Annotated in this window: 19 protein-coding genes; 10 read left to right on the forward strand and 9 right to left on the reverse strand. The window is 62.8% G+C overall.

Features of this window, described 5'->3' with window-relative positions; genetic code table 11:
* Window positions 1–23 precede the first annotated feature (23 nt).
* The 3 genes from ACYQ2T_RS12545 (at window position 24) to ACYQ2T_RS12555 (ending at window position 3573) form a co-directional block, all read left to right on the forward strand.
* The gene (locus ACYQ2T_RS12545) at window positions 24–1541 is read left to right on the forward strand and encodes an MlaD family protein (protein WP_459900982.1); all 1518 of its coding nucleotides are present in this window, start codon (window positions 24–26) and stop codon (window positions 1539–1541) included.
* 1 nt (window position 1542) lies between these two features.
* Window positions 1543–2067, forward strand: coding sequence for a metallophosphoesterase family protein (locus ACYQ2T_RS12550; RefSeq protein ID WP_459900984.1), 525 nt, complete (start codon window positions 1543–1545; stop codon window positions 2065–2067).
* Between the two features lie 90 nt (window positions 2068–2157).
* Window positions 2158–3573 carry an aspartate ammonia-lyase gene (locus ACYQ2T_RS12555; RefSeq protein ID WP_459900986.1) on the forward strand — a complete coding sequence of 472 codons (1416 nt, stop codon included), beginning with the start codon at window positions 2158–2160 and terminating at the stop codon, window positions 3571–3573.
* Between the two features lie 548 nt (window positions 3574–4121).
* On the opposite strand, the gene ACYQ2T_RS12560 is transcribed toward ACYQ2T_RS12555, so the two are convergent.
* From ACYQ2T_RS12560 to ACYQ2T_RS12585, 6 genes are all read right to left on the reverse strand, one after another.
* Window positions 4122–5003 (reverse strand): flagellin N-terminal helical domain-containing protein, encoded by an 882-nt coding sequence (locus ACYQ2T_RS12560; protein ID WP_459900987.1) that lies wholly within the window; start codon window positions 5001–5003, stop codon window positions 4122–4124.
* 472 nt (window positions 5004–5475) lie between these two features.
* On the reverse strand, window positions 5476–6645 hold the full coding sequence (gene hemW, locus ACYQ2T_RS12565; RefSeq protein ID WP_459900988.1) for a radical SAM family heme chaperone HemW: 1170 nt from the start codon (window positions 6643–6645) through the stop codon (window positions 5476–5478).
* A gap of 90 nt (window positions 6646–6735) precedes the next feature.
* Window positions 6736–7182, reverse strand: a complete 447-nt coding sequence (locus ACYQ2T_RS12570) for a hypothetical protein (protein ID WP_459900990.1) — start codon at window positions 7180–7182, stop codon at window positions 6736–6738.
* A gap of 3 nt (window positions 7183–7185) precedes the next feature.
* Window positions 7186–7740 (reverse strand): epoxyqueuosine reductase QueH, encoded by a 555-nt coding sequence (locus tag ACYQ2T_RS12575; protein ID WP_459900992.1) that lies wholly within the window; start codon window positions 7738–7740, stop codon window positions 7186–7188.
* Between the two features lie 66 nt (window positions 7741–7806).
* Window positions 7807–9261: an Rne/Rng family ribonuclease gene (locus ACYQ2T_RS12580; protein ID WP_459900994.1), complete on the reverse strand. Its 1455-nt coding sequence runs from the start codon at window positions 9259–9261 to the stop codon at window positions 7807–7809.
* Between the two features lie 56 nt (window positions 9262–9317).
* On the reverse strand, window positions 9318–10313 hold the full coding sequence (locus tag ACYQ2T_RS12585) for a radical SAM protein (RefSeq protein ID WP_459900995.1): 996 nt from the start codon (window positions 10311–10313) through the stop codon (window positions 9318–9320).
* Window positions 10314–10413: 100 nt separating this feature from the next.
* On the opposite strand from ACYQ2T_RS12585, the gene ACYQ2T_RS12590 reads away from it, so the two are divergent.
* The 7 genes from ACYQ2T_RS12590 (at window position 10414) to ACYQ2T_RS12620 (ending at window position 18535) form a co-directional block, all read left to right on the forward strand.
* Window positions 10414–11358, forward strand: coding sequence for a tRNA (adenine-N1)-methyltransferase (locus tag ACYQ2T_RS12590; protein WP_459900998.1), 945 nt, complete (start codon window positions 10414–10416; stop codon window positions 11356–11358).
* A gap of 215 nt (window positions 11359–11573) precedes the next feature.
* A complete protein-coding gene (locus ACYQ2T_RS12595) occupies window positions 11574–12839 on the forward strand; it encodes a phenylacetate--CoA ligase family protein (RefSeq protein ID WP_404843454.1) in 1266 nt (421 codons plus the stop codon).
* A gap of 14 nt (window positions 12840–12853) precedes the next feature.
* On the forward strand, window positions 12854–14083 hold the full coding sequence (locus tag ACYQ2T_RS12600) for a ChaN family lipoprotein (RefSeq protein ID WP_459901000.1): 1230 nt from the start codon (window positions 12854–12856) through the stop codon (window positions 14081–14083).
* Between the two features lie 6 nt (window positions 14084–14089).
* Window positions 14090–14932, forward strand: a complete 843-nt coding sequence (gene mutM, locus ACYQ2T_RS12605) for a bifunctional DNA-formamidopyrimidine glycosylase/DNA-(apurinic or apyrimidinic site) lyase (protein WP_459901002.1) — start codon at window positions 14090–14092, stop codon at window positions 14930–14932.
* Window positions 14933–14950: 18 nt separating this feature from the next.
* Window positions 14951–16477, forward strand: coding sequence for a murein biosynthesis integral membrane protein MurJ (gene murJ, locus ACYQ2T_RS12610; RefSeq protein ID WP_459901004.1), 1527 nt, complete (start codon window positions 14951–14953; stop codon window positions 16475–16477).
* 57 nt (window positions 16478–16534) lie between these two features.
* On the forward strand, window positions 16535–17749 hold the full coding sequence (gene serB, locus ACYQ2T_RS12615; protein ID WP_459901006.1) for a phosphoserine phosphatase SerB: 1215 nt from the start codon (window positions 16535–16537) through the stop codon (window positions 17747–17749).
* Between the two features lie 3 nt (window positions 17750–17752).
* Window positions 17753–18535: a tRNA1(Val) (adenine(37)-N6)-methyltransferase gene (locus ACYQ2T_RS12620; RefSeq protein ID WP_459901008.1), complete on the forward strand. Its 783-nt coding sequence runs from the start codon at window positions 17753–17755 to the stop codon at window positions 18533–18535.
* A gap of 76 nt (window positions 18536–18611) precedes the next feature.
* Here the strand turns inward: ACYQ2T_RS12620 and ACYQ2T_RS12625 are convergent, their stop codons facing one another.
* The 3 genes from ACYQ2T_RS12625 to ACYQ2T_RS12635 are packed head-to-tail and all read right to left on the reverse strand — an operon-like array spanning window position 18612 to window position 20225.
* Entirely contained in the window at window positions 18612–19481 is an 870-nt protein-coding gene (locus tag ACYQ2T_RS12625) for a M48 family metallopeptidase (RefSeq protein ID WP_459901010.1), read from the reverse strand.
* Entirely contained in the window at window positions 19453–19902 is a 450-nt protein-coding gene (locus ACYQ2T_RS12630) for a YbjQ family protein (RefSeq protein ID WP_404843447.1), read from the reverse strand. The genes ACYQ2T_RS12625 and ACYQ2T_RS12630 overlap by 29 nt, the downstream gene beginning before the upstream one ends.
* An 8-nt stretch (window positions 19903–19910) precedes the next feature.
* On the reverse strand, window positions 19911–20225 hold the full coding sequence (locus tag ACYQ2T_RS12635; RefSeq protein ID WP_404843446.1) for a YbjQ family protein: 315 nt from the start codon (window positions 20223–20225) through the stop codon (window positions 19911–19913).
* Between the last annotated feature and the right edge of the window lie 36 nt (window positions 20226–20261).

Here is a 20261-nt window from a genome sequence, read left to right on the forward strand (position 1 = left end):
GGACCCAGACAAAGAGAGAGCGTATGGCTGGCAAAAGTGGAGCCGAGGTCAAGGTCGGCATCTTCGTATTCATTGCCGTGGTGCTGCTTGCCTTCATGTCAATGCAGGTGGGCGAAACGGATTTTTTGCGCGGCGGCGTGTATGACGTCAACGTCTACTTCGACAGCGTCACCGGCCTGAAACCGGGCGCACCCGTAGAGATTGCGGGCATTGAGGTAGGACGCGTCAGCGACATCCGTCTGGACGACGGTCGCGCGCGGCTGACCCTGGAACTGCGCGAGGATATCACCCTGCGCTCCGATGCGCAGGCAAGCATCATGACCCGGGGCGTGCTTGGCGACAAGTATGTCTCCCTGTCCGTTGGCTCGCGCGAGCTGCCCCAGATTGCCGAGGGCGGCGTTATTCAGCGTACGGACCGTTCGGCGGACCTTGAAGTGCTCATGAAAAAGGTCGGCCAGATTGCCGACGACATCGGCTCGGTGTCCAAGAGCGTGTCCAGCGTTATGGGCGGGCCTGATGGCGAACGCGACCTGCGGCGTACCTTCCACAGCATGCGCGACCTTGCCGTCACCCTGAACGACATGGTCCAGCGCAACGTGGAGAGCATTGACCTCATCGTCGCCAACATGCGCGACTTCTCCACGGACCTGAAGGATATCTCCTCGGCCAACAAGCAGAACATCAACTCCATCATCACCAATTTCGAATCCGCCTCCACGGGCCTCAAGGGGACCTTGAACCGCATGGACAGTGTGCTTGCCAAGATTGACGAAGGGCAGGGCACGGCAGGACGGCTGGTGAACGATGAAGAGATGGGCCAGAACCTGCACGAGGCCGTGGCCTCGCTGGAGAGTGTGACCCGTAAAATTGACGAAGGGCAGGGCACCCTTGGCAAGCTGGTCAACGACGATACCACCGCCCGCAAGCTGGACCGCGCGCTGGAAGGCATCAACACCTATCTGGGCAAGCAGGAGAGCTTTAAGACCAGTGTGGACTTTTCCGCCGAGTATCTGGCGGACTCCGGCGACACCAAAACCTACCTGAACATGCTTATTGAGCCGTCCGCGGACCACTTCTACATGGTGGGCGTTGTCTCCGACCCCAAGGGCCGCACCAAGGAGACCGAAACGACCACCACCCGCATCGACGGCAGCGGCAACCGCTCCACCGTGACGGAACTGGAAGAGAAGACCGAGCGCGACCAGATCAAGTTCAACGCGCAGATTGGCAAGCGCTGGGGCGACCTTGCCCTGCGTGGCGGTTTGTTTGAATCCACCGGCGGCGCGGGCGCGGACTACTACCTGTGGGACGACCGCGTGAAGCTGACCTTCGAGGCCTTTGACTTTGACGACGATGACCCGCCGCACCTCAAGGCCGGAGCCAAGCTTTTCTTCATGAAGAACTTCTACGCCATGGCCGGTGTGGACGACTTTGCCAGCGATTCCGGGGACAGCTCCTTCTACACGGGCCTTGGGCTGTACTTCACCGACGACGACATCAAGTACCTGATCGGCAACGCGCCGGTGCCCATGGGCGATTAGCATGAAGCTCGCCATTATTTCCGATACCCATGCCTACGACGTGACGCCGTGGATGGAGGCCGTGTACGAGCGGTACCTCGCCCCGGCGGATGTGCTGCTCCACTGCGGCGATTTTGCCAGCATGTCCGTGTGGGCGTGGCTGGCCCAGCATCCTGCCTTCCACGCTGTGGCGGGCAATATGGACGATTACAGCCTGTCGCAGGAGCTGGACGTGCGCCGCTCTCTGCGGCTGTCCGGCGTGGAGATCACCATGGTCCACGGTTTTGGCTACGGCCCGCGTGTGGGGCTTTCCGCTTCGCTGGCACGGGCCTTTGACGGGCAGGCGGACCTTGTGTGCTTTGGGCACACGCATCAGCCGGAATGGGCGCGCTATGGCGCGCTGCGCGTGGTGAACCCCGGCAGCCTGCGCGAGGGCGGGGCGGAGCCGACGCTGGCCTATGTGACCATTAGTCCGGATGGTGACCTGACGCATGAATCCGTGTCCGTTCCGGGCACGGTAGAGGCCGTGCGGCGCGGCGGCGCATAGCGCCCCGGCGCGCTGTGGCGGCGCAAACGTGAATCTGGCCCCGCCCATGCGGCGGGTCTGGCGTCCGGCAAGGACGCCGCGAGGGAAGATATGCAGTTTCGCACCGAAAAGGACAGCCTTGGCCCGCGCAAAGTGCCGCAGGACGCCTACTATGGCGTGCAGACTGTGCGCGCGCTGGAAAATTTTCAGATAACGGGTATTCCGTTTTCGCATTTTACTCGGCTGGTGCAGGCTGTGGCCTGTGTCAAAAAGGCCGCCGCCATGGCCAACCGCGACCTTGGCCTGCTGGATGACACCATCTGCGACGCCATCGTCCAAGCCGCGCGCGAGGTGCGCGAAGGCCACTTTGACGAGCATTTTCCCGTGGACGTTATTCAGGGCGGTGCTGGAACCTCGGTGAACATGAACGCCAACGAGGTCATCTGCAACCGCGCGCTGGAAATCATGGGGCATGAGCGGGGCGAGTACCAGCACATCCACCCCAACAACCACGTTAACCTGTCCCAGTCCACCAACGACGTGTACCCCACCAGCCTGAAAATTGCGCTGACGTGGTACTGCCATGACCTGCTCAAGGAAATGGACGCTCTTGTGGCCGCGTTTCAGGCCAAGGGCGACGAGTTTGCGGACATCATCAAGATGGGCCGCACCCAGTTGCAGGACGCTGTGCCCATGACCCTTGGGCAGGAATTTGCGGCCTACGGCGTGACCATTGGCGAAGACGCCGTCCGCTTGGAAGAGGCCGTGGAGCATCTGCGGGAGTCCAACATGGGGGCAACGGCCATCGGCACGGGCATCAACACCGTCGAAGGCTACGCCGCCGCAGTGTGCGGCAAGCTGGCGGACATCACCGGGCTGGACATCGTGCCTGCGGCCAACCTTATCGAGGCCACCAGCGATACGGGCGTGTTCGTGCTGGTGTCCGGCATTCTCAAGCGCATTTCCGTCAAGCTGTCCAAGGTCTGCAATGACCTGCGCCTGCTGTCCTCCGGGCCATACACCGGCTTTAATGAAATCAACCTGCCGCCCATGCAGCCCGGCTCCAGCATCATGCCCGGCAAGGTGAATCCGGTCATCCCCGAGGCTGTGAATCAGGTCTGCTATCAGGTCATCGGCAACGACGTGACCGTGACCCTTGCCGCGGAAGCCGGCCAGCTGGAACTGAACGTTTTTGAACCCATCATCGCCTTCAACCTGTTCCAGTCCGTGGATATGTTGGCCCGAGCGTGCTTTATGCTGCGCAAGCGGTGCATTGACGGCATCACAGCCAACAAGGAACGCTGTGAGGAGATGGTCCACCGCTCCGTTGGGGCGGTCACGGCCCTTGCGCCCTCTATCGGGTACGAGGCCGCCGCGGCCCTCGCCAAGGAATCTGCCTGCAACCAGCGCCCGCTGATTGATTTGGTGGTGGAGCATGGCCACATGAGCCGCGAGGACGCCGAACATGTCCTCGACCCCCTCTCCATGACCCGCCCGAAGCCCAGCGCCAAAAAGGGTGGCGAGTAGCCCCGCCGCTTGAAGGTGAGAGGGCAGCGCGCTGGCGCGAGTAGTGCCCGCAGAGACACAGGGAAATGCACGTCCTTGCAGGGCGTCACCCCGCGCGCTAGTAGAGGAAAACCACGCCGCTGAGGAACGTGACCCCAGCGCGCCGGAAGAGGCGCTATCCAAAATGAAGAGCCTTGGCACAAAGGGCGAGAGCGACGACATTTTGAGCGCCGCACCGTTTACGGTGCGGCGCTTTTTTGCGCCCAGCGTCTGGCGCCCTGTGTCTGTGGACTTGTCTTTTGCTGTGTTCGGCGCTGTGTCGGGGAGGCTGTGTCTGGGGAGAGGCTGTCTTTCGGGCGGTGTTCGTGCCCTCATCTGGGGGCCTGCGCGGGGCACTGTGCGCGTCCTGAATTGCCAAAGGTGCGGCCCCGGCGTGGCGGTTGACTGGTGAACGAGGACACATCGCGGCACTGCGCTGGCGGCCATGGGAGCGCGCGGCATACAAAAAGGCCCCCTCCGAAGAGGGGGCCTTGGAACTGCCGGTGTGGGCAGAGTGGTCAGCGCGTGTGCTAGCCCAAGAGCTGCATGGCCATACGCGGGAGCGAGTTGGCCTGGGAAAGCATGGCAACGCCGGCCTGCGCCTTGATCTGCTGGCGCGTGAACTCGGTCATCTCGGTGGCAACGTCCACGTCGGAGATGCGGGATTCAGCGGACTGCAGGTTCTCGGCCTGAATGGTCACGTTGGAGATGGTGGCGCTCAGGCGGTTCTGCATGGCACCGAGGTCGGCACGGATCTTGTCCTTGGACTGGATGGCGTTGTCGATGGCGTCCAGTGCCTTGGCGGCGTTGGCCTGAGTGGAGATGTTGTGGCCTGCATTGGTATTATCAATGTCGTTACCAAGGCCAAGGGCACTGGCAGTCGAGTCGCCAATCTTGACGTCGTAGAAGTCTTCAGCGCCGTCGTTCTTGGTGCCGAAGTGCACGCGCATGGCGCCGGAACCGTCGCTGGTGTCGTGCGCCGCGGACAGGTTGCCGTTGAGCAGGTGAATACCGTTGAAGTCCGTGGCGTTGGCGATACGGGTGATTTCAGAAGCCATGGACTGGTACTCGGAGTCGATGATCGCGCGCTGGTCGGCGTTGTAGGTACCGGTAGCGGCCTGCTCGGCGAGTTCCTTCATACGGATGAGCTTTTCGTCGATGACGCCGAGGGCGCCGTCAGCGGTCTGCACCATGGAGATGGCGTCGTTGGCGTTACGTGCACCCTGGTGCAGGGCGGCAACGTCGGAGCGCATCATTTCACGGACAGCCAGACCGGCTGCGTCGTCAGCTGCGGTGCCGACACGCAGGCCGGAGGACAGACGACGGGTGGAAGTGCCCAGAGCACCGTAGGATTCACTCAGGTTGCGAGCGGCATTGGCGGCCATCATGTTGTGGTTGATTACCAGAGACATAGTATTCCCTCCATAGATGTAATTTCAGCGTCCTTGCTGAGTTGGGCCCGTGCCCGTAATCACTTGCTAAGTATTTCGGCGGCTAAGGCGAAAGTGTTTAGGGAAAAAATGTCTTTTTTTCATGAAAGTCTAGAAAACCCGCGCCAGCTCTATGCTCCGAGGATGTTGAAAGTTTTGCGAAACGTTCTGTTTTGCATGCGCAATTGTCGTTAAAAAGCAGCAAATTGGCCCAAAACAGCCCATAAAGGCATGTTGAGACATTATCAAAAGAATGCGTGAAGCACCCCGGGCGGGGTTATGGTCTGCAAGGAAAAGGGGTTGGGAGAGGGGGGCGAAGAACGCTGGGTGGAGAAGGCGCAGGCGGCGGCATCTGCGCGGGGCGTCATACTGCCGGACGCGGCGGATGGATCATTATCATTAGAAGGACGGATTTGGCGGCGGACTGTGCCGCATCACGGGGAGAAAGGCGGGATTACTCGGCGGACTCCGGCTTTTGGACCGTATCCCAAACCGGGCTGTCGAAGAGATTGGCAAGAATGGTGTCCGAGACGACCATGCCCGTTTTGGACAGGCGCAGGTAGCCGCCGCTCATGCGGATGAGGCCGTTTTGCCGCAGGGCCTGCACCATGGGGGCGAAATCCTCGGTAAAGCTGCGGCCCGTCATGGCCTTGTACGCGCCAAGGCGCAGCCCGCGCGAGGTGCGCAGGCGCAGCATGATCATTTCCTTAAGGCGGGTGACGAAATCCAGTTCCTCGGCGTTGGCGTCAAGGGTTTCGCTGCGCAGGGCTGTGGCGTAGTCGCGCGGGGCGCAGGGCACCTGCCAGCGGCGGCCACGGATGGTGGAGACGGCGGACGGACCAACGCCGAGATAGTCGCGGCCCTCCCAGTAGCCAAGGTTGTGGCGGCTGGTAAAGCCCATGCGGGCAAAGTTGGAAATCTCGTATTGCAGGTAGCCCATGGATTCGAGGTATTCCGCGCCATAGATGAACATCTTGGACAGTTCCTCGTCTCCGGCGAATTCCAGCTCTCCGCGTTCGTCACTGTCAGCGAGGGGAGTGCCGGGTTCGATGGTCAGGCCGTAGCAGGACAGGTGGTCGGGCTTCCATTTCACCACGCGGCGCAGTTGGCCCAGCCATTCGGACAGGCGCTGGCCCGGCAGGCCCCAGATGAGGTCCACGCTGATGTTTTGAAATCCTACCATGCGCGCGGTGTCAAAGGCGGCGCGCGCCTCGGCGCCGCTATGCGGGCGGCCAAGCAGGCGCAGGGCCTCGTCGTCGGTGCTCTGCACGCCCATGCTCAGGCGGTTGACGCCAAGGGAGCGGATGCCGTGCAGATAGGACCAATCCGTCAGGGACTCCGGGTTGGCCTCGATGGTGAATTCCAGATTCGTCTTGAAGGAAAAGGAGTCGCGGATGGCGGTGACGATGTTCGTCAGCAGCGGCAAGGGGAGCAGGCTCGGAGTGCCGCCCCCAAAAAAAATGGTGCGTAGCTCAGGATGGTCGAGGCGTTGGCCCCAGTAGCGGATTTCCTTGCTGACCAAGGCGGCATAGCCGCGCATATCGCCGTCGGCAGGAGGGCCGGAATGAAAGGCGCAGTAGCGGCATTTGCGGGTGCAGAAAGGGACGTGGACGTACAGGAGCATGCGGCGCGAGTCTCGTGTTGGAGGTGGTGTGGGCGGTGAATCAGCGGATGATATACGCTGGTCGCGGCCGGCGGGCAAGCGGCGAAGTGGTTACGACCGCCGCTTTGTGGTGCGGCGCTGGGCCGGTGCGGTGCGCCGGGCGCGGCGCGGCGCACTGCGGCGCGGACCAAGGGCCGACCACGCGACAAGCCCAACAATAGCGGCCACCACGCCATGTACGGCGGCGGGCAGTACATAGGTGAGCAGGCGGTCGTTCAGTGCGGTGCTGACAATGGCCGTGTGGCCAAGGTCCGCCAGCGGACTGCACCATGTGAACAGGCTGTAGGCGTACTTGCCGGACGTCAGCTTCAGCAGGCCGATGAACAGCGCGCTGTGGGCTACGCCCCACAGGATGCCGGCGACAAGCCCCATCCCCCGCCTGGCAAAGGCCGCCCCCAGCACAAGGCCGGGCAGCCCCGCGGCGATAATGGCCGCGTACTTGGGCCACTCCACAGGGGAGAGGAACAGGGTGGAACGGTACAGAGTCTCTTCCAGCATGGGCTATTTGGATTCGGGTTTGATCTCGTGCTTGTAGCGCTCGTTTTCGCTGTAAAGGCAGCCGCAGTACTGCTGGCGGTAGATGCCCCACTCCTTGGACGTATCAATGCCTTCCTTCCAGCCTTCGCGGAAGTCCTGGTAGTGGAAGGCGGACGGGCATCCGGCCTGCATGTCGCGGCCCACCTGCGCGATGACGTCGTGCTTTTGGAACTTGCTGTAGAGCAGTGTGGTGGAGAACGCGTCAAAGCGCCCGCGTCCGGCGATTTGGGCCGTGCGTTCAAGGCGCATGGTGTAGCAGTGGAAACAGCGGTTCTGCTCGCGGAAGCTCACGGCGCGGAAGTACTTTTGCGTGTCGTATTCCTCGTCCTTGACGATGACCTTGAAGCCGAGGCGTTCGGCCACTTCCAGCGCGCCGTCGCGGCGGCGCTTGTACTCCATGAGCGGGTGGATATTCGGGTTGTAGAAAAAGCCCGTCACCTCAAAGCCCGCGTCCTGAAGGCGGCGCACAGGGGCAATGGCGCATGGGCCGCAGCACATGTGCAGGAGGATTCGTGGCATGGCGGTTCCTTTTGGCTGTTGGAGAAGCGGGGCGCCCGTGTGGACGCCCCGCCGTGGTTTGCGGATTTATTGCGGCTGGATGATGATGCTGACGCCGAACTCGTTTTCCAGTTCGCACAGCTTGGTGCGCTTGTGGTTGGAGAGGTAGGAGGCCAGTTCGCAGTCGCAGGGGTATTCAATGCTGTCGGTGGTGCCGTTTTTGCGCAGCAGGCGGAAGATATGCTTCAGGGCCTGCAGGGACTGCCACTCCAGATTGCGGCGCGTGCCGGTGCCGCCGCAGCAGGGGCACGGCTCCGTGCTGACGGACAGCGCGGAGGAGCCAAGGCGCTGGCGCACCATTTCCATAAGGCCAAAGCGCGACAGGCGGCCCACATCCGTGCGGGCGCGGTCCATTTTCACGGCGGCGCGCATGGTTTTTTCCACATCGCGGCAGTGGTTCTTGTCCTTCATTTCGATGAAGTCAATCACCACCTGCCCGCCGATGTCGCGCAGGCGTAGCTGGTGGGCGATTTCTTCGGCAGCCTCAAGGTTGGTCTTGAGGGCCATCTCGCGGAAATTCTTTTTGCCGCCGATTTTGCCGGAGTTGATGTCCACGGCGGTGAGCGCCTCGGTGGAATCAAACACCAGCCTGCCGCCGGAGGGGAGTACCACTTCGCGGTCGTACAGCGACTGAATCTGCTTTTCGATGTTGAAGCGTTCCCACAGGGTGCGCTCGTGGTCGGTGTGCAGTTTCACCAGATTGGGGCGCCGCGGGAAGACAAGGGCGGCCATTTCGGCCACGGTCTTGGACGTTTCCTCATGGTCCACCCAAATTTCGCCCACTTCGCTGGTGAGGTAGTCGCGTACCGCGCGGGAGGCGAGGTCCATCTCCTGATAGACGAGGGAGGGCGTCTTCTGGGTGGCGACCTTGCCGCGCAGGTCCTTCCACAGGCGCTTGAGGATTTTCAGGTCCTTGGTCAGGCGCGTTTTGCTTACGCTGGCGGCGGCGGTGCGCACGATGACGCCAATGCCGGGGCCGAGATTCAGCTCCTCAACCACCTTGCGCAGCATGGCGCGCTCTTTTTCGTCCTCAATTTTGCGGGAGATGCCAATCTGCTCGCGGCCGATGGTCAGCACAAAGTAGCGCCCGGGCAGGGACAGAAAGGTGGTGACGAAGGCACCCTTTTTGCCGGTGGGTTCCTTGACCACCTGCACAAGGACCTCGTCGCCGGAGCGCAGCACCTTTTGCAGGGGGGGATACTTGAATCCTTTCTGGGGCTTTAAATCGGAGTGGTAGTATTCGGGATGGACCTCATCCACCTGCAGAAAGCCGTTGCGCTCCGCCCCGTAGTTGACGAAGGCGGCCTGCAGGCTGGGGTCGATGTTGTTGATGACGCCTTTGTAGATGTTTCCCTTGGTCTTGGCCTGGTGCAGCATCTCGACGTAGTATTCTTCGAGCTTGCCGTCTTCCGTGATGGCCATTTCCACCTGTTCGCCGGGCAGAACGCTGATGTACATCTTCTGCCGTTTGCTTTTTGCCATAAAATATCGCCTCTGATGTAGAAATGTGCGGAGGCGCCGTGCATGCGGTGATTCGGCTAGTCCCGGAAAGCTCCGTAAAAGGCTTCTCCGCCATCGTCCTCGGCGGCGATGCGCCCTTGCTGCAGCAGGGCGTCCAGCGCGCGGCGGACGTCGGCGGGGGGCAGGACCAGTGCCTCGGCCAGTTGCCGGGCGGTCTGGGGCCTGCGGGACACGGAACCCAGCACGAGTTCCAGCACGGCAGTCTCGGAGAGGTTGCGCCGATGTGTGGCGGCCGCTCCAGTCTCCGTTGAAATGTTGTCTCCCTCCGCGGTGGAGGGGGTTGACCGCTGTGTCGTTTCGCCGGCGTGCTGCGGAGCAAGTTCCCTTCGCCACAGGGCGAGGGTCTCCGGCGGCACGGGCGAGGCGGCGCGCAGTGTGCCCGGACGGGTCATGGTGACAATGTCGACCCTGTCTGGCTGGAGCTCCGTCAGGAACTGCCTGAGTAGCGCGCGGTTTTCGTCGCTGTCGTTAACGCCCTGAACGAGCAGAACCTCTACATAGAGCTTGCCCGTATACTCGCGGGCAAAGGCCAGCAGGCCTTCGCGCAGCGCGGCGACGTCAAGACTGGGGTGCGGACGGTTGAGACGACGCATCTCGTCCGGGACGAGGGTGTCGATGGAAGGGAGCACCACGTCCGCCTCTGCGAGGTCACGGCGGACCGCCGGGTCCGTCAGGAGCGTGGAGTTCGTCAGCACAGCGACGGGAATCTTGGGAAAAATGTCTTTGACGCCGCGTATAATGGCGCCCATATCGCTGTTGAGGCACGGTTCGCCGCGTCCGCCGAGGGTAACGACGTCTGGCAGGCGGACGGCCTCGTCCTTCCAGTGTTTCAACTCATCCAGCACGTGCTGTGCCGGGACATAGGGCTGTCTGTCGCAGGTCAGGCTGGTGGTCCTGCCGACCTCGCAGTAGGTGCAGTCAAAGGTGCAGACCGCGTCGCCCAAAACATCAATGCCGAGGGACAGGCCGAGCCTGCCGGAGTGTACCGGACCAAAGACGAATGTGTATCCCAACGTAGCGTTTCCTCTTATACTCGATTTATGGACAGGGGGAAAGAGGCTTGACTTTCCTACCGTGTACCCATACCTCACGGGGTCTAATTTGGAGGATATTATGCTTGAACCCGGTCAACTGGTACTGCTCATCAGCCCGAAGGGCAAGCGTTACATGAAGGTTCTGGACCTTGAACAGGACCTGCATACGCAGGAAGGTAAAGTCGCCATGGCCGATGTGGCCGCGGCGGATTTCGGCTCGCTGGTGTATACTCATCTTGGCAAGCCGTTTCGGCTTGTACGCCCCACCTTGGCGGATATGGTCAAGGGTGTGAAGCGTCAGACGCAGGTGCTTTATCCCAAGGAGATCGGCTACTTGCTGGTCAAGCTGGGCATTGGCGCCGGCACGCGCGTTATCGAAGCGGGCAGCGGCTCCGGCAGCCTGACTGTTGCGTTGTCGCACACCGTGGGCGAAACGGGCAAGGTGTTCACCTATGAGCGCCGCCCCGAGTTTGCCAACCTGTGTCGCAAAAATCTGGAACGCTATGGCCTTGGCAAGAACGTTGAGCAAATCGTCGGCCACGATATCGCCGACGGCTTTGTGAAGAACACCGCCGACGAGGACACCCTCGCGGATGCGCTGTTTCTCGATGTCCGCACCCCGTGGGAATACACCCACCTCATCCCCGACGCCATCCGCCCCGGCTCGCCCGTGGCGTTTTTGCTGCCCACCATTTCGCAGGTGAGCGATTTGCTCAAGGCGCTGGAGAGCGGCCCCTACGCCGACCTTGAGGTGCTGGAGATTCTGGTCCGCCGCTGGAAGACCGTCCCCGACAGGCTGCGCCCCGAGGACCGTATGGTCGCCCATACGGGTTTCCTTGTCTTTGCGCGCCATCAGGAAGGCAGCGAGGACTACGAAAAGCACCGCCCCCGTGGCACCCGCGAGCGCAAGCAGGAGGCCGCGCGTGAAAAGCGCAAGGCCGAAGCCGCCAAGGCTGAGGCAGCCGCGCCTGCAACGCCGGAGAAGGACGCTTCCGCATCGGACGCATCTGTACCGGACGCGTAAACGCGTTTTTGGCTTGTTAGAGCCAGCTGCACTCGATTATGGCGAGTGAAAAACTATTCGTTTCGACTTTTCTCGATAAAGCGTGAAAAGTCGAAGCGAATTTTCGTGTTTTGGCAACATGGCTTGTATTGCGTAACGGAAATGTGATACTTCGTCTTGTTGCACTCACGCTTATATTCCCATCCATTCACTCCATATACGACGAGGTTAAGAACATGACCCGAAAGGACCGTACCGAAGGCATCTACAGCCGTCGCGAGGTGCTCGACGAGTCTGAACGACGCCAATACTATCAGATTCAGCTCAAAGAGCTTTTGACCTATGCCTACAGGTATTCCGAGGACGTCAAGAAGCGCTTCGACCGTGCGCAGTTCAACGTGGACAAGTTCAAGACGCTCTCCGACCTGAAGCACATCCCCATCATCAAGAAGAAGGAACTTATCTTTCTGCAGTCCATGGGGCCGCGTCTTGGTGGTCTGCTGACCAAGGACCTCGGCGAACTGCGCCGTGTGTTTCTGTCTCCCGGCCCCATCTTTGACCCCGAGGACCGCAACGACGACTACTGGGGATGGACCGAAGGCTTCTACGCGGCGGGCTTCCGCTCCGGCGACCTCGCGCAGGTGACCTTCAACTACCACCTGACCCCCGCAGGTCTCATGTTCGAGGAGCCGCTGCGCAACCTCGGCTGCGCTGTTGTTCCCGCTGGTCCGGGCAATACGAACACCCAGCTTGAGATCATGCAGAAGCTGCGCACCACGGGCTACGTGGGCACGCCCAGCTACCTGATGCATCTCGCGCAGAAGGCCGAAGAAGCTGGCCTGAACCTGCGTAAGGACCTGTTCCTCGAAGTGGCTTTCGTCACCGGTGAGAAATTCTCCGAAAAGATGCGCGCCACCATCGAGAAGAAGTTCGACCTCATCATGCGCCAGGGCTACGGCACGGCGGATGTGGGCTGCATTGGTTACGAGTGCTACCACTGCAACGGCCTGCACCTTGCCAACCGTGCCTACGTGGAAATTTGCCATCCCGACACGGGCATCCCGCTCAAGGATGGCGAGGTGGGCGAAATCGTCGTGACGGCGTTTAACCACACCTATCCGCTCATCCGTCTGGCCACGGGCGATCTGTCCTACATCGACCGGACGCCTTGCGCCTGCGGCCGAACCTCCCCGCGCCTCGGCAACATCGTTGGCCGCGTGGACACCACCACCCGCATCAAGGGTATGTTCGTGTACCCGCATCAGGTGGAGCAGGTGATGTCCCAGTTCGAGGAGATCAAGCGTTGGCAGATTGAGGTCACCAACCCCGGCGGCATCGACGAGATGACCATGAACGTCGAGGCCAGCAACTTCACGCGTCAGGACGAGCTGCTGCACGCCTTCCGCCAGCAGATCAAGCTCCGTCCGCAGCTGAACGTGGTTGCGCCCGGTACCCTTCCCGCACAGATCCGTCCCATCGAGGACAAGAGGAAATGGGATTAATCCCGGCCTCACATATGCGACACATACTCCGTCTTGGGGCCGCCGTCATTTTGGCGGCGGCCCTGAGCGGTTGCGCCGCGCTGTCCCCGCAGGAGGCGTCCCGCAGCGGGATGCCTGACTCTGCCGCTCTCCCGGCCGCCATGCCCGGCGACATCGTGACCGCCAGTGGCCAGCAGGTTGCCGCATCCGAACTCGCCGCTGCCGTGGCGGACGTGCGGTACGTGCTCCTTGGCGAGGGGCACACCAACCCCTGCGACCATAACGTTCAGGCCGATGTCCTCGCCCAGATGGCCGAGGCCGCGCGCGCCACTGGCCGCCCGGTCCCCGCCGTGGGGCTGGAGATGGTTCCGGTGACGCACCAGCAGGCGCTGGACCGCTTCAACGCCGGTGAACTCACTGCCGACACGCTTCCCGACGCCCTTGGCTGGGACGACGTGTGGGGTTATGCGTATTCCCTGTACCGCCCCATCTTCCGCGTGGCGGAGCAGTATGGCTTGCCCCTTGTGGCGCTGAACATCCCCAAGGATGTTGTCCGCGCCGTGGGTGCGGGTAAGCTGGAGGCCCTGCCCGCCAAGGAGCGGGCGCTGGTGCCGGAGCGCATCATCGGCCCCATGGACACCCAGCGTGAGTCCCTGCGCGAGGAGTTTGAACGGCACCGCGACATTATGGCTCATGGCGGCGAGGACTTCGACGCCCGTATTGAGCGCTTTGTGCGCGTGCAGTCCCTGTGGGATACCGTCATGGCGCAGCACGCCGTTGACGCCAGCCGCCGCCTGCACCGCCCTGTTGCCATTATCGTTGGCGCGGGGCACGTGGAGTACGGCTGGGGCATCCCCCACCGGCTGACGGTTCTTGCTCCGGACGCCCGTGTGACCACGGTTCTGCCGTGGCGCGGTCTTGAGCCGATTGACGCGGACGCCGCCGACTATTTCTTCCTGTGCCCCCTGCGTCACGAGAGCCGCCTCGGCTTTGCCGTGGAGCTGCATCCCGAGGGCGCGCTGGTGACGGCCATTGCCCCGGATACCCGCGCGGACCGCGCCGGAATGCGGCAGGGCGATGTTATCGTCAAGGCGCAGGGTATGCCTGTTCAGGCCCTGTGGACCCTGCACAAGGCCGCCGTGAAGGCCAACCGCGAGGACGACGGCCGTTTGCGCCTGACCCTTCGGCGCGACGGCGCAGAGCGCGACATTATCATTCAACTCACCAGACCCGGTCCCGGTGCACAGCCGCCCGGCACATCATAAAGTATCATGCCAGAACTTCCTGAGATTCAGACCATCGCCCGCGGATTGCTTCAAGAGCTTCGCGGGCGTCGCATCCTGTCCTTTGAATTGCTGTCCAAGGGCGCTGTGGAGAAAGGTCGCGGCGCACTGTCCCCCGCCCAAATCGAGCGCGCCCTTCCCGGCAGCATCATCCAGGGCGTATGGCGGCGCGGCAAAATGCTGTGCATCAATATCGCCAGCCCCAAGTACCCTCTGCTGCACGTGTGTTTCCACCTGAAGATGTCCGGCCGCCTGGTGGTGCGCCCCACAGGGGAAGCCCCGCACAAGCACACCCGCATTCTGTTTCGCCTGACCGAAGGCCAGAACCTGCACTTTGCAGACCCGCGCAAGTTTGGCTACTGCCGCGTTATGCCGCCGGAAGCCATGGAGCGCTGGCCCTTCTTTGCCAGCCTTGGCCCGGAGCCGCTGGAAATCACCGAAGACGCCTTTGTGAAGCTGTTTGACGGACGGCGCGGGCAGGTGAAGTCCCTTCTGCTGGACCAGCACTTCCTTGCGGGCGTGGGCAATATCTACGCTGACGAGTGCCTGTTCCGTGCGGGTATTTTGCCGCACGCTCCGGCCAGCAGCGTGGAGGAGGAGCGCCTGCGCGCCTTGCACGGTGCGTTGCAGGAGGTGCTGCTGGAGGCCATTGACGCCAACGGCAGTTCCATCAGCGACTACCGCGACGCCCACGGCGATTCCGGCGCCTTCCAGAATGATTTCAGGGTCTACGGAAAATACGGACAGCCATGCCGCAATTGCCAAACCACATTGGAGCGGCGTACAGTGGCGGGCCGTACTTCCACCTATTGCCCGACGTGTCAGCGATGACACCCTGACAGGACACCAATGAACAGTCATTCTCGAGGAATAGCCCGGAATGCCGCCGTTGTCGGCGGGGCCACCCTGCTGTCGCGCATTCTGGGCTTTTTGCGTGACCTTATCATCGCCTTTGCCCTTGGCGCGGGGCCGCTGGCGGACGCCTTTTTTGTGGCGTTCCGCTTGCCCAACCTCATGCGCCGCCTGTTTGGCGAGGGGTCGCTGACCATGGCCTTCGTCCCTGTGTACTCGCGCATCCGCGAGGAGCAGGGACGCGAGGCGGCCTTCACCACCGCCCGTTCGGCCCATATATGGCTGGCCATCGTGCTGGGCGGGCTCTCCGCCGTGGCGATGGTCTTTTCCAAACAGCTGACGCTGGCCATTGCCCCCGGCTTTGCTGCGGACCCGGAGCAGTTGGCCCTTGCCGCCGATTTGGTGCGCATCTGCTTTCCGTACACCATCTTCATCTGCGGCGTGGCCCTGAGCATGGGCATCCTCAACGCCGAGGGGCACTTTTTGACGCCGGCGCTTGCGCCGTGCGTGCTGAATGTGGTGCTTATTTGCGCGGCGCTGTCCGCCGTGGCGCTGGATGCTTCCGTGCCGCATGTGCTGGCCTACGGTGTGTTGGCGGCGGGGCACTTTCAGTTTGTGATGCAGCAGCCGGCCTTGCGCAAGCGCGGCTTTAGCTGGCGCGGGGCGTGGAGCTTTAAGGACGCGGGCGTGCTCCGCACCGGGCGGCTGATGCTGCCTACGGTGTTCGGCGCGGCTGTGTACCAGATCAATATTCTGATTGGGACGTTTTTGGCCTCGCTGCTCTCTGCGGGCAGTATTTCCTACCTGTACTACGCCGACCGGCTGGTGCAGTTTCCCTTAGGGGTGTTTGGCGTGGCCGTGAGCACGGCGGCGCTGCCCAGCCTGTCTAGGCTCAGCGCCCGCGCGGACATGGACGGCTTTCGCGAGGCCCTGAACGCCAGCCTGCGCCTGACCCTGTTCATTAGCCTGCCCGCCGCGGCGGGGCTGTGCGCCCTGTCCGAGCCTGTGGTGTCGCTGCTCTTTGAGCGCGGGGCCTTTGCCGACGGCGCTGTAGAGGCCACGGCCCTTGCCCTTATGGGCTACAGTGTGGGCCTGCCCGCCTTTGCCATTGTCCGCCCGCTGGTTTCGGCCTACTACGCCCTCGAGGACACGCGCACGCCCGTTATCGCCGCCACGCTGTGTGTGGCGCTGTACGTTGCCTGCGGCGTGAGCATGATGCAGACCCTTGGCCATGTGGGCCTTGCCCTTGCCACCACGGTGGCCTCGTGGGGCAATGCCGCTATTTTGCTGTGGGGCCTGCGGCGCAAGCTGGGGCAGTGGGCGACCTTCCAGAAGGGTGCGGCCCTGTTTGCCGTGCTGGGCGCGGCCATTGGCGGCGGCGCGTGGCTGACGGTGGACCTTGGCCTGTGGTCTGTGGCGCTTATTCCGCTGTGGGCTGCGGCCTACGCCGCATTGACCGTGCTCCTCAAGGTGCCGGAGGCGACCATGGTGTCGGATGTGCTGCGGCGCAAACTGACCCGGTGATGTGACTATCCTTTCCTGAGCCAACTGCCGCGCAAGCGGATTGCAGCGGAGAACGCAATGCACGAGATTGTTCTGATTCGCGTGACCGGGGACGACAGGCCCGGCATTCTCAATTCCCTGATGACGACCCTTGCCAGCTACGACGTCCACATTCTGGACATTGGGCAGGCCGTCATCCACAACACCCTGTCCCTCGGCATTATTATTGACATCCCCAAGGAGCAGGCCTCGGCCCCCATCCTCAAGGACCTGCTCTTCCGCGCCCACGAAATGGGCGTGACCCTGACCTTCTCCCCCGTGAGCGAAGACAGCCACGAGGCGTGGGTCGCCGGGCAGGGACGCAGGCGGCACATCGTCACCGTGCTCTCGCGCGAGGTGACGTCCTCGCAGATGCACCGGGTCTCCGGCGTCATCAACGCCCACGGCCTGAATATCGACTCCGTGACGCGCCTGTCCGGGCGGGCTTCCCTTGTGACGCCGGAGGAGAATCCCCGCGCCTGTGTGGAGTTTTCCGTGCGCGGCGAACCGGAGGACGTGCAGGCCATGCGCAGCGAGTTCATGGACATCTCCCGTGAGCTTGGCGTGGACATCGGCCTGCAGGAGGACAACGTCTTCCGCCGCAACCGCCGCCTTGTGTGCTTTGACATGGACTCCACCCTTATTCAGGGCGAGGTCATTGACGAGCTGGCGCGCCGCGCGGGCGTGGTGGACAAGGTCTCCGCCATTACGGAATCCGCCATGCGCGGGGAACTGGACTTCAAGGCCAGCCTGCGCGAGCGGGTGGGCCTGCTGAAGGGGCTGGATGCCTCGGTCCTGCCCGAGGTGGCGGCCAGCATTCCCATGACCGAGGGCGCAGGACGCCTTATCCGCAACCTCAAGAAGCTGGGGTACAAGGTCGCCATCCTGTCCGGCGGGTTTACCTACTTTGGTGAGCAGCTCCAGAAGGAATTCGGCGTGGACTACGTGCACGCCAACGAGCTGGAAATTGTGGACGGGAAGCTGACCGGCAACGTGGTGGGCGAGATTGTGGACGGCGCGCGCAAGGCCGCACTGCTCACGGAGATTGCGGGGAAGGAAGGCATTGACCTGCAGCAGGTGGTGGCCGTTGGCGATGGCGCCAACGACTTGCCCATGCTCCACCTTGCGGGCCTTGGCATTGCCTTCCACGCCAAACCCGTGGTGCGCGAGGGCGCGCGGCAGGCTATTTCCAACCTTGGCCTCGACGGCGTGCTGTACCTGCTGGGTCTGAGCGACCGGGAGGCCTTGGAGTAGGGCATGGACGCGGGCGAACACATGACGCCACAGGCCGCGCGGGAGTATTTCCCCCGCGGGCTGGTGCAACCGGAGGCGGGGTTTCGGTTCTCGGCGGATGCGCTGCTGTTGGCGTGTTTTGCCGGCCCGGGAGCTGCGCGGCGCATTGTGGACCTTGGCACCGGCTGCGGCGTGGTGGGGCTTGCCCTGCTGCTGCGAGATGGTGCGGGCACGGCCAGCGTTACCGGTCTGGATGTGAACCCGGAGATGGTCCGCGCCGCCACGGCCAACGCGGCGCGCCTTGGCCTTGGGGAGCACTTTTCGGCCATGCCGGGGAGCGTCAGCGAGGTGCGCGCCAGCGCCCTTGAAGGCGGCGCGCATGACCTTGTGGTCTGCAATCCGCCGTACCGTACGCCGGGGTCGGGACGCCGCCCAAAGGATGCCGGTCGCGACGCCGCGCGCTTTGAGGCTGTGGCGCCGGTTTCGGACTTTGTGCGGGCGGCGGCATATGCGCTGCGCACCAAGGGCCGCGCGTGTTTTATTGGCCTGCCGGAGCGCCTTGCGGGCCTTTTGGCCGACATGACGGCCAGCGGGCTGGAGGTGAAGCGCATGCGCTTTGTCCACTCCCGCATTGAGGACGCCGCACGGTTGGTGCTGGTGGAGGGTGTGCGGGGCGCCAAACCCGGTATGACCGTGGAAGCCCCCCTTGCTCTGTACACCGGACGCGGCGACGCAACGCTTTTGACGGACGCCGCGGTGGAGTTTTGCCCCTATATGGCGTGCAACGCCGGTCCGCGTTCGCGCTGACCGTTCTTTATATTTCAGTCTTTGCATAAAAAAACGGCCCGGATGAAGCGATTCATCCGGGCCGTTTGCGTGTGGGCTATATGGCGGGCAGGCTGTGCGCCGCATCGCCCAGTTCGGGCGGTACGGGCAGAAGGGGGCCTTCGGTCCCACCGTGACTGCGGGCATACTCCCGCAGGTGGTTGATACGGTCTTGCAGTTCCGGGTGTGTTGAGGTCAACCCGTCGAACCACCCCACGGTTTCGTTGTTTTCGGCAAGGCGCTCGAAGAAGTCCGTGATGCCGCCGGAATGGCCGTAGGCCCGCAGCATGGCGTCCACGCCGTATTCATCGGCGGCGGTTTCCTGCGTGCGGCTGTAGCCGAGTTCGGTGACGTTGAGCATCCCGGCGATGGTGGTGTTCAGGTCGTTCTCCACACCGCCGAAGCTGGCGGAGATGGCCATGAAGACGAGGGCGCGCCCCAGCTTGCGGATGGCGTCGCGATGGGCGATGTGCCCCATCTCATGGGCAATGATGAACGCCAGCTCGTTTTCGGAGCGGACGCTGTCGAGAAGGCCCTTGCAGATGACGATACGCCCGCCCGGCAGGGCAAAGGCGTTCACTATTGGCGCGGAGCTGCGGTAGACCTCCACGGGCATGTCCACCCCGTCCTCATGCAGCATCTCGGCGATATGCTGCAGGCGCGGGGCGGGCTTCATGGAGTCCTTGAGCTTTGGCGACGCGTCAAGGAGCAGGTCGCTGATGCGGCGTTCTGTGCTCAGGGGGATGTGCGGGGCGACAATATCCACGGCAAAGCCGAGAATCCAGTAGCACAGCACCGCCAGAGCCAGCATGCCGCCCAGAATCGCCACAAGGTTGCGCAGGGGGTGCTCGTCGGAGACGTTCACGTTGGTCCGCGCGCGGCGGGGAAGGATGCGGGGGCTAGCCACGCAGCACAACCGCCGTACCATAGGCAACGGCTTCTACGCAGCCGACGGCCTTGTTGGAGCGCCCTTTGCTAATGGAGGAGGTCTCCACGCGGACGTTGATGATCATATCGGCCGTCTGGGCCTGCTCCTTCATGCGCAGGATGGCCTCGCGCCGGGCCCTGTCGAGCAGGGGCTCGTACGAGGTCACGCGGCCGCCGATGATGGCGTACAGGCCAGCCAAAAAGCGCTTGAAGAAGTCCACCGAGATGACGGCGCTGCCATAGACGACCTTGGCGGAGCGGATGTCGTCATCGGAGGCCGTGAGATGGCGGGAGGGAAAGGTCGGCACGGCGACCTGTTCCTCTTCGCGCCGTTCGATGGAGGCGTAGTGCTTGCGCTCAACGCTTCGGCCAATGGCGTAGCCAATGGCAAGCAGGGCAAGGAGGAAAAGGAGATCGAGCATGCGGCCTCCTAGTCCACCAGCACGGCGGAGCCGTAGGCGTAGAGTTCGGCGGCGCCGCCGGTGATGGACGAGGTGGCAAAGCGCACGTTGACGATGGCGTTGGCGCCCATCTGTTCGGCCTCGGCCACCATGCGGTCGATGGCTTCCTGGCGGGAGTCCTGCAGCAGCTTGGTGTAGCCGCGAAGCTCGCCGCCGAATATATTTTTAAACTTGGCAATGATGTCGACACCGATGTGCCGGGCGCGGATGGTGTTGCCGGAAACGAGCCCGTAGTGCTCGGTAATGGTCTTGCCCGGGACGGTTTCGACATTGGTGATGATCATGATCAGTTCCTTCTTGAGACTGTTTGAGGGTGAAAG

It is taken from the genome of Desulfobaculum senezii (assembly GCF_054657395.1).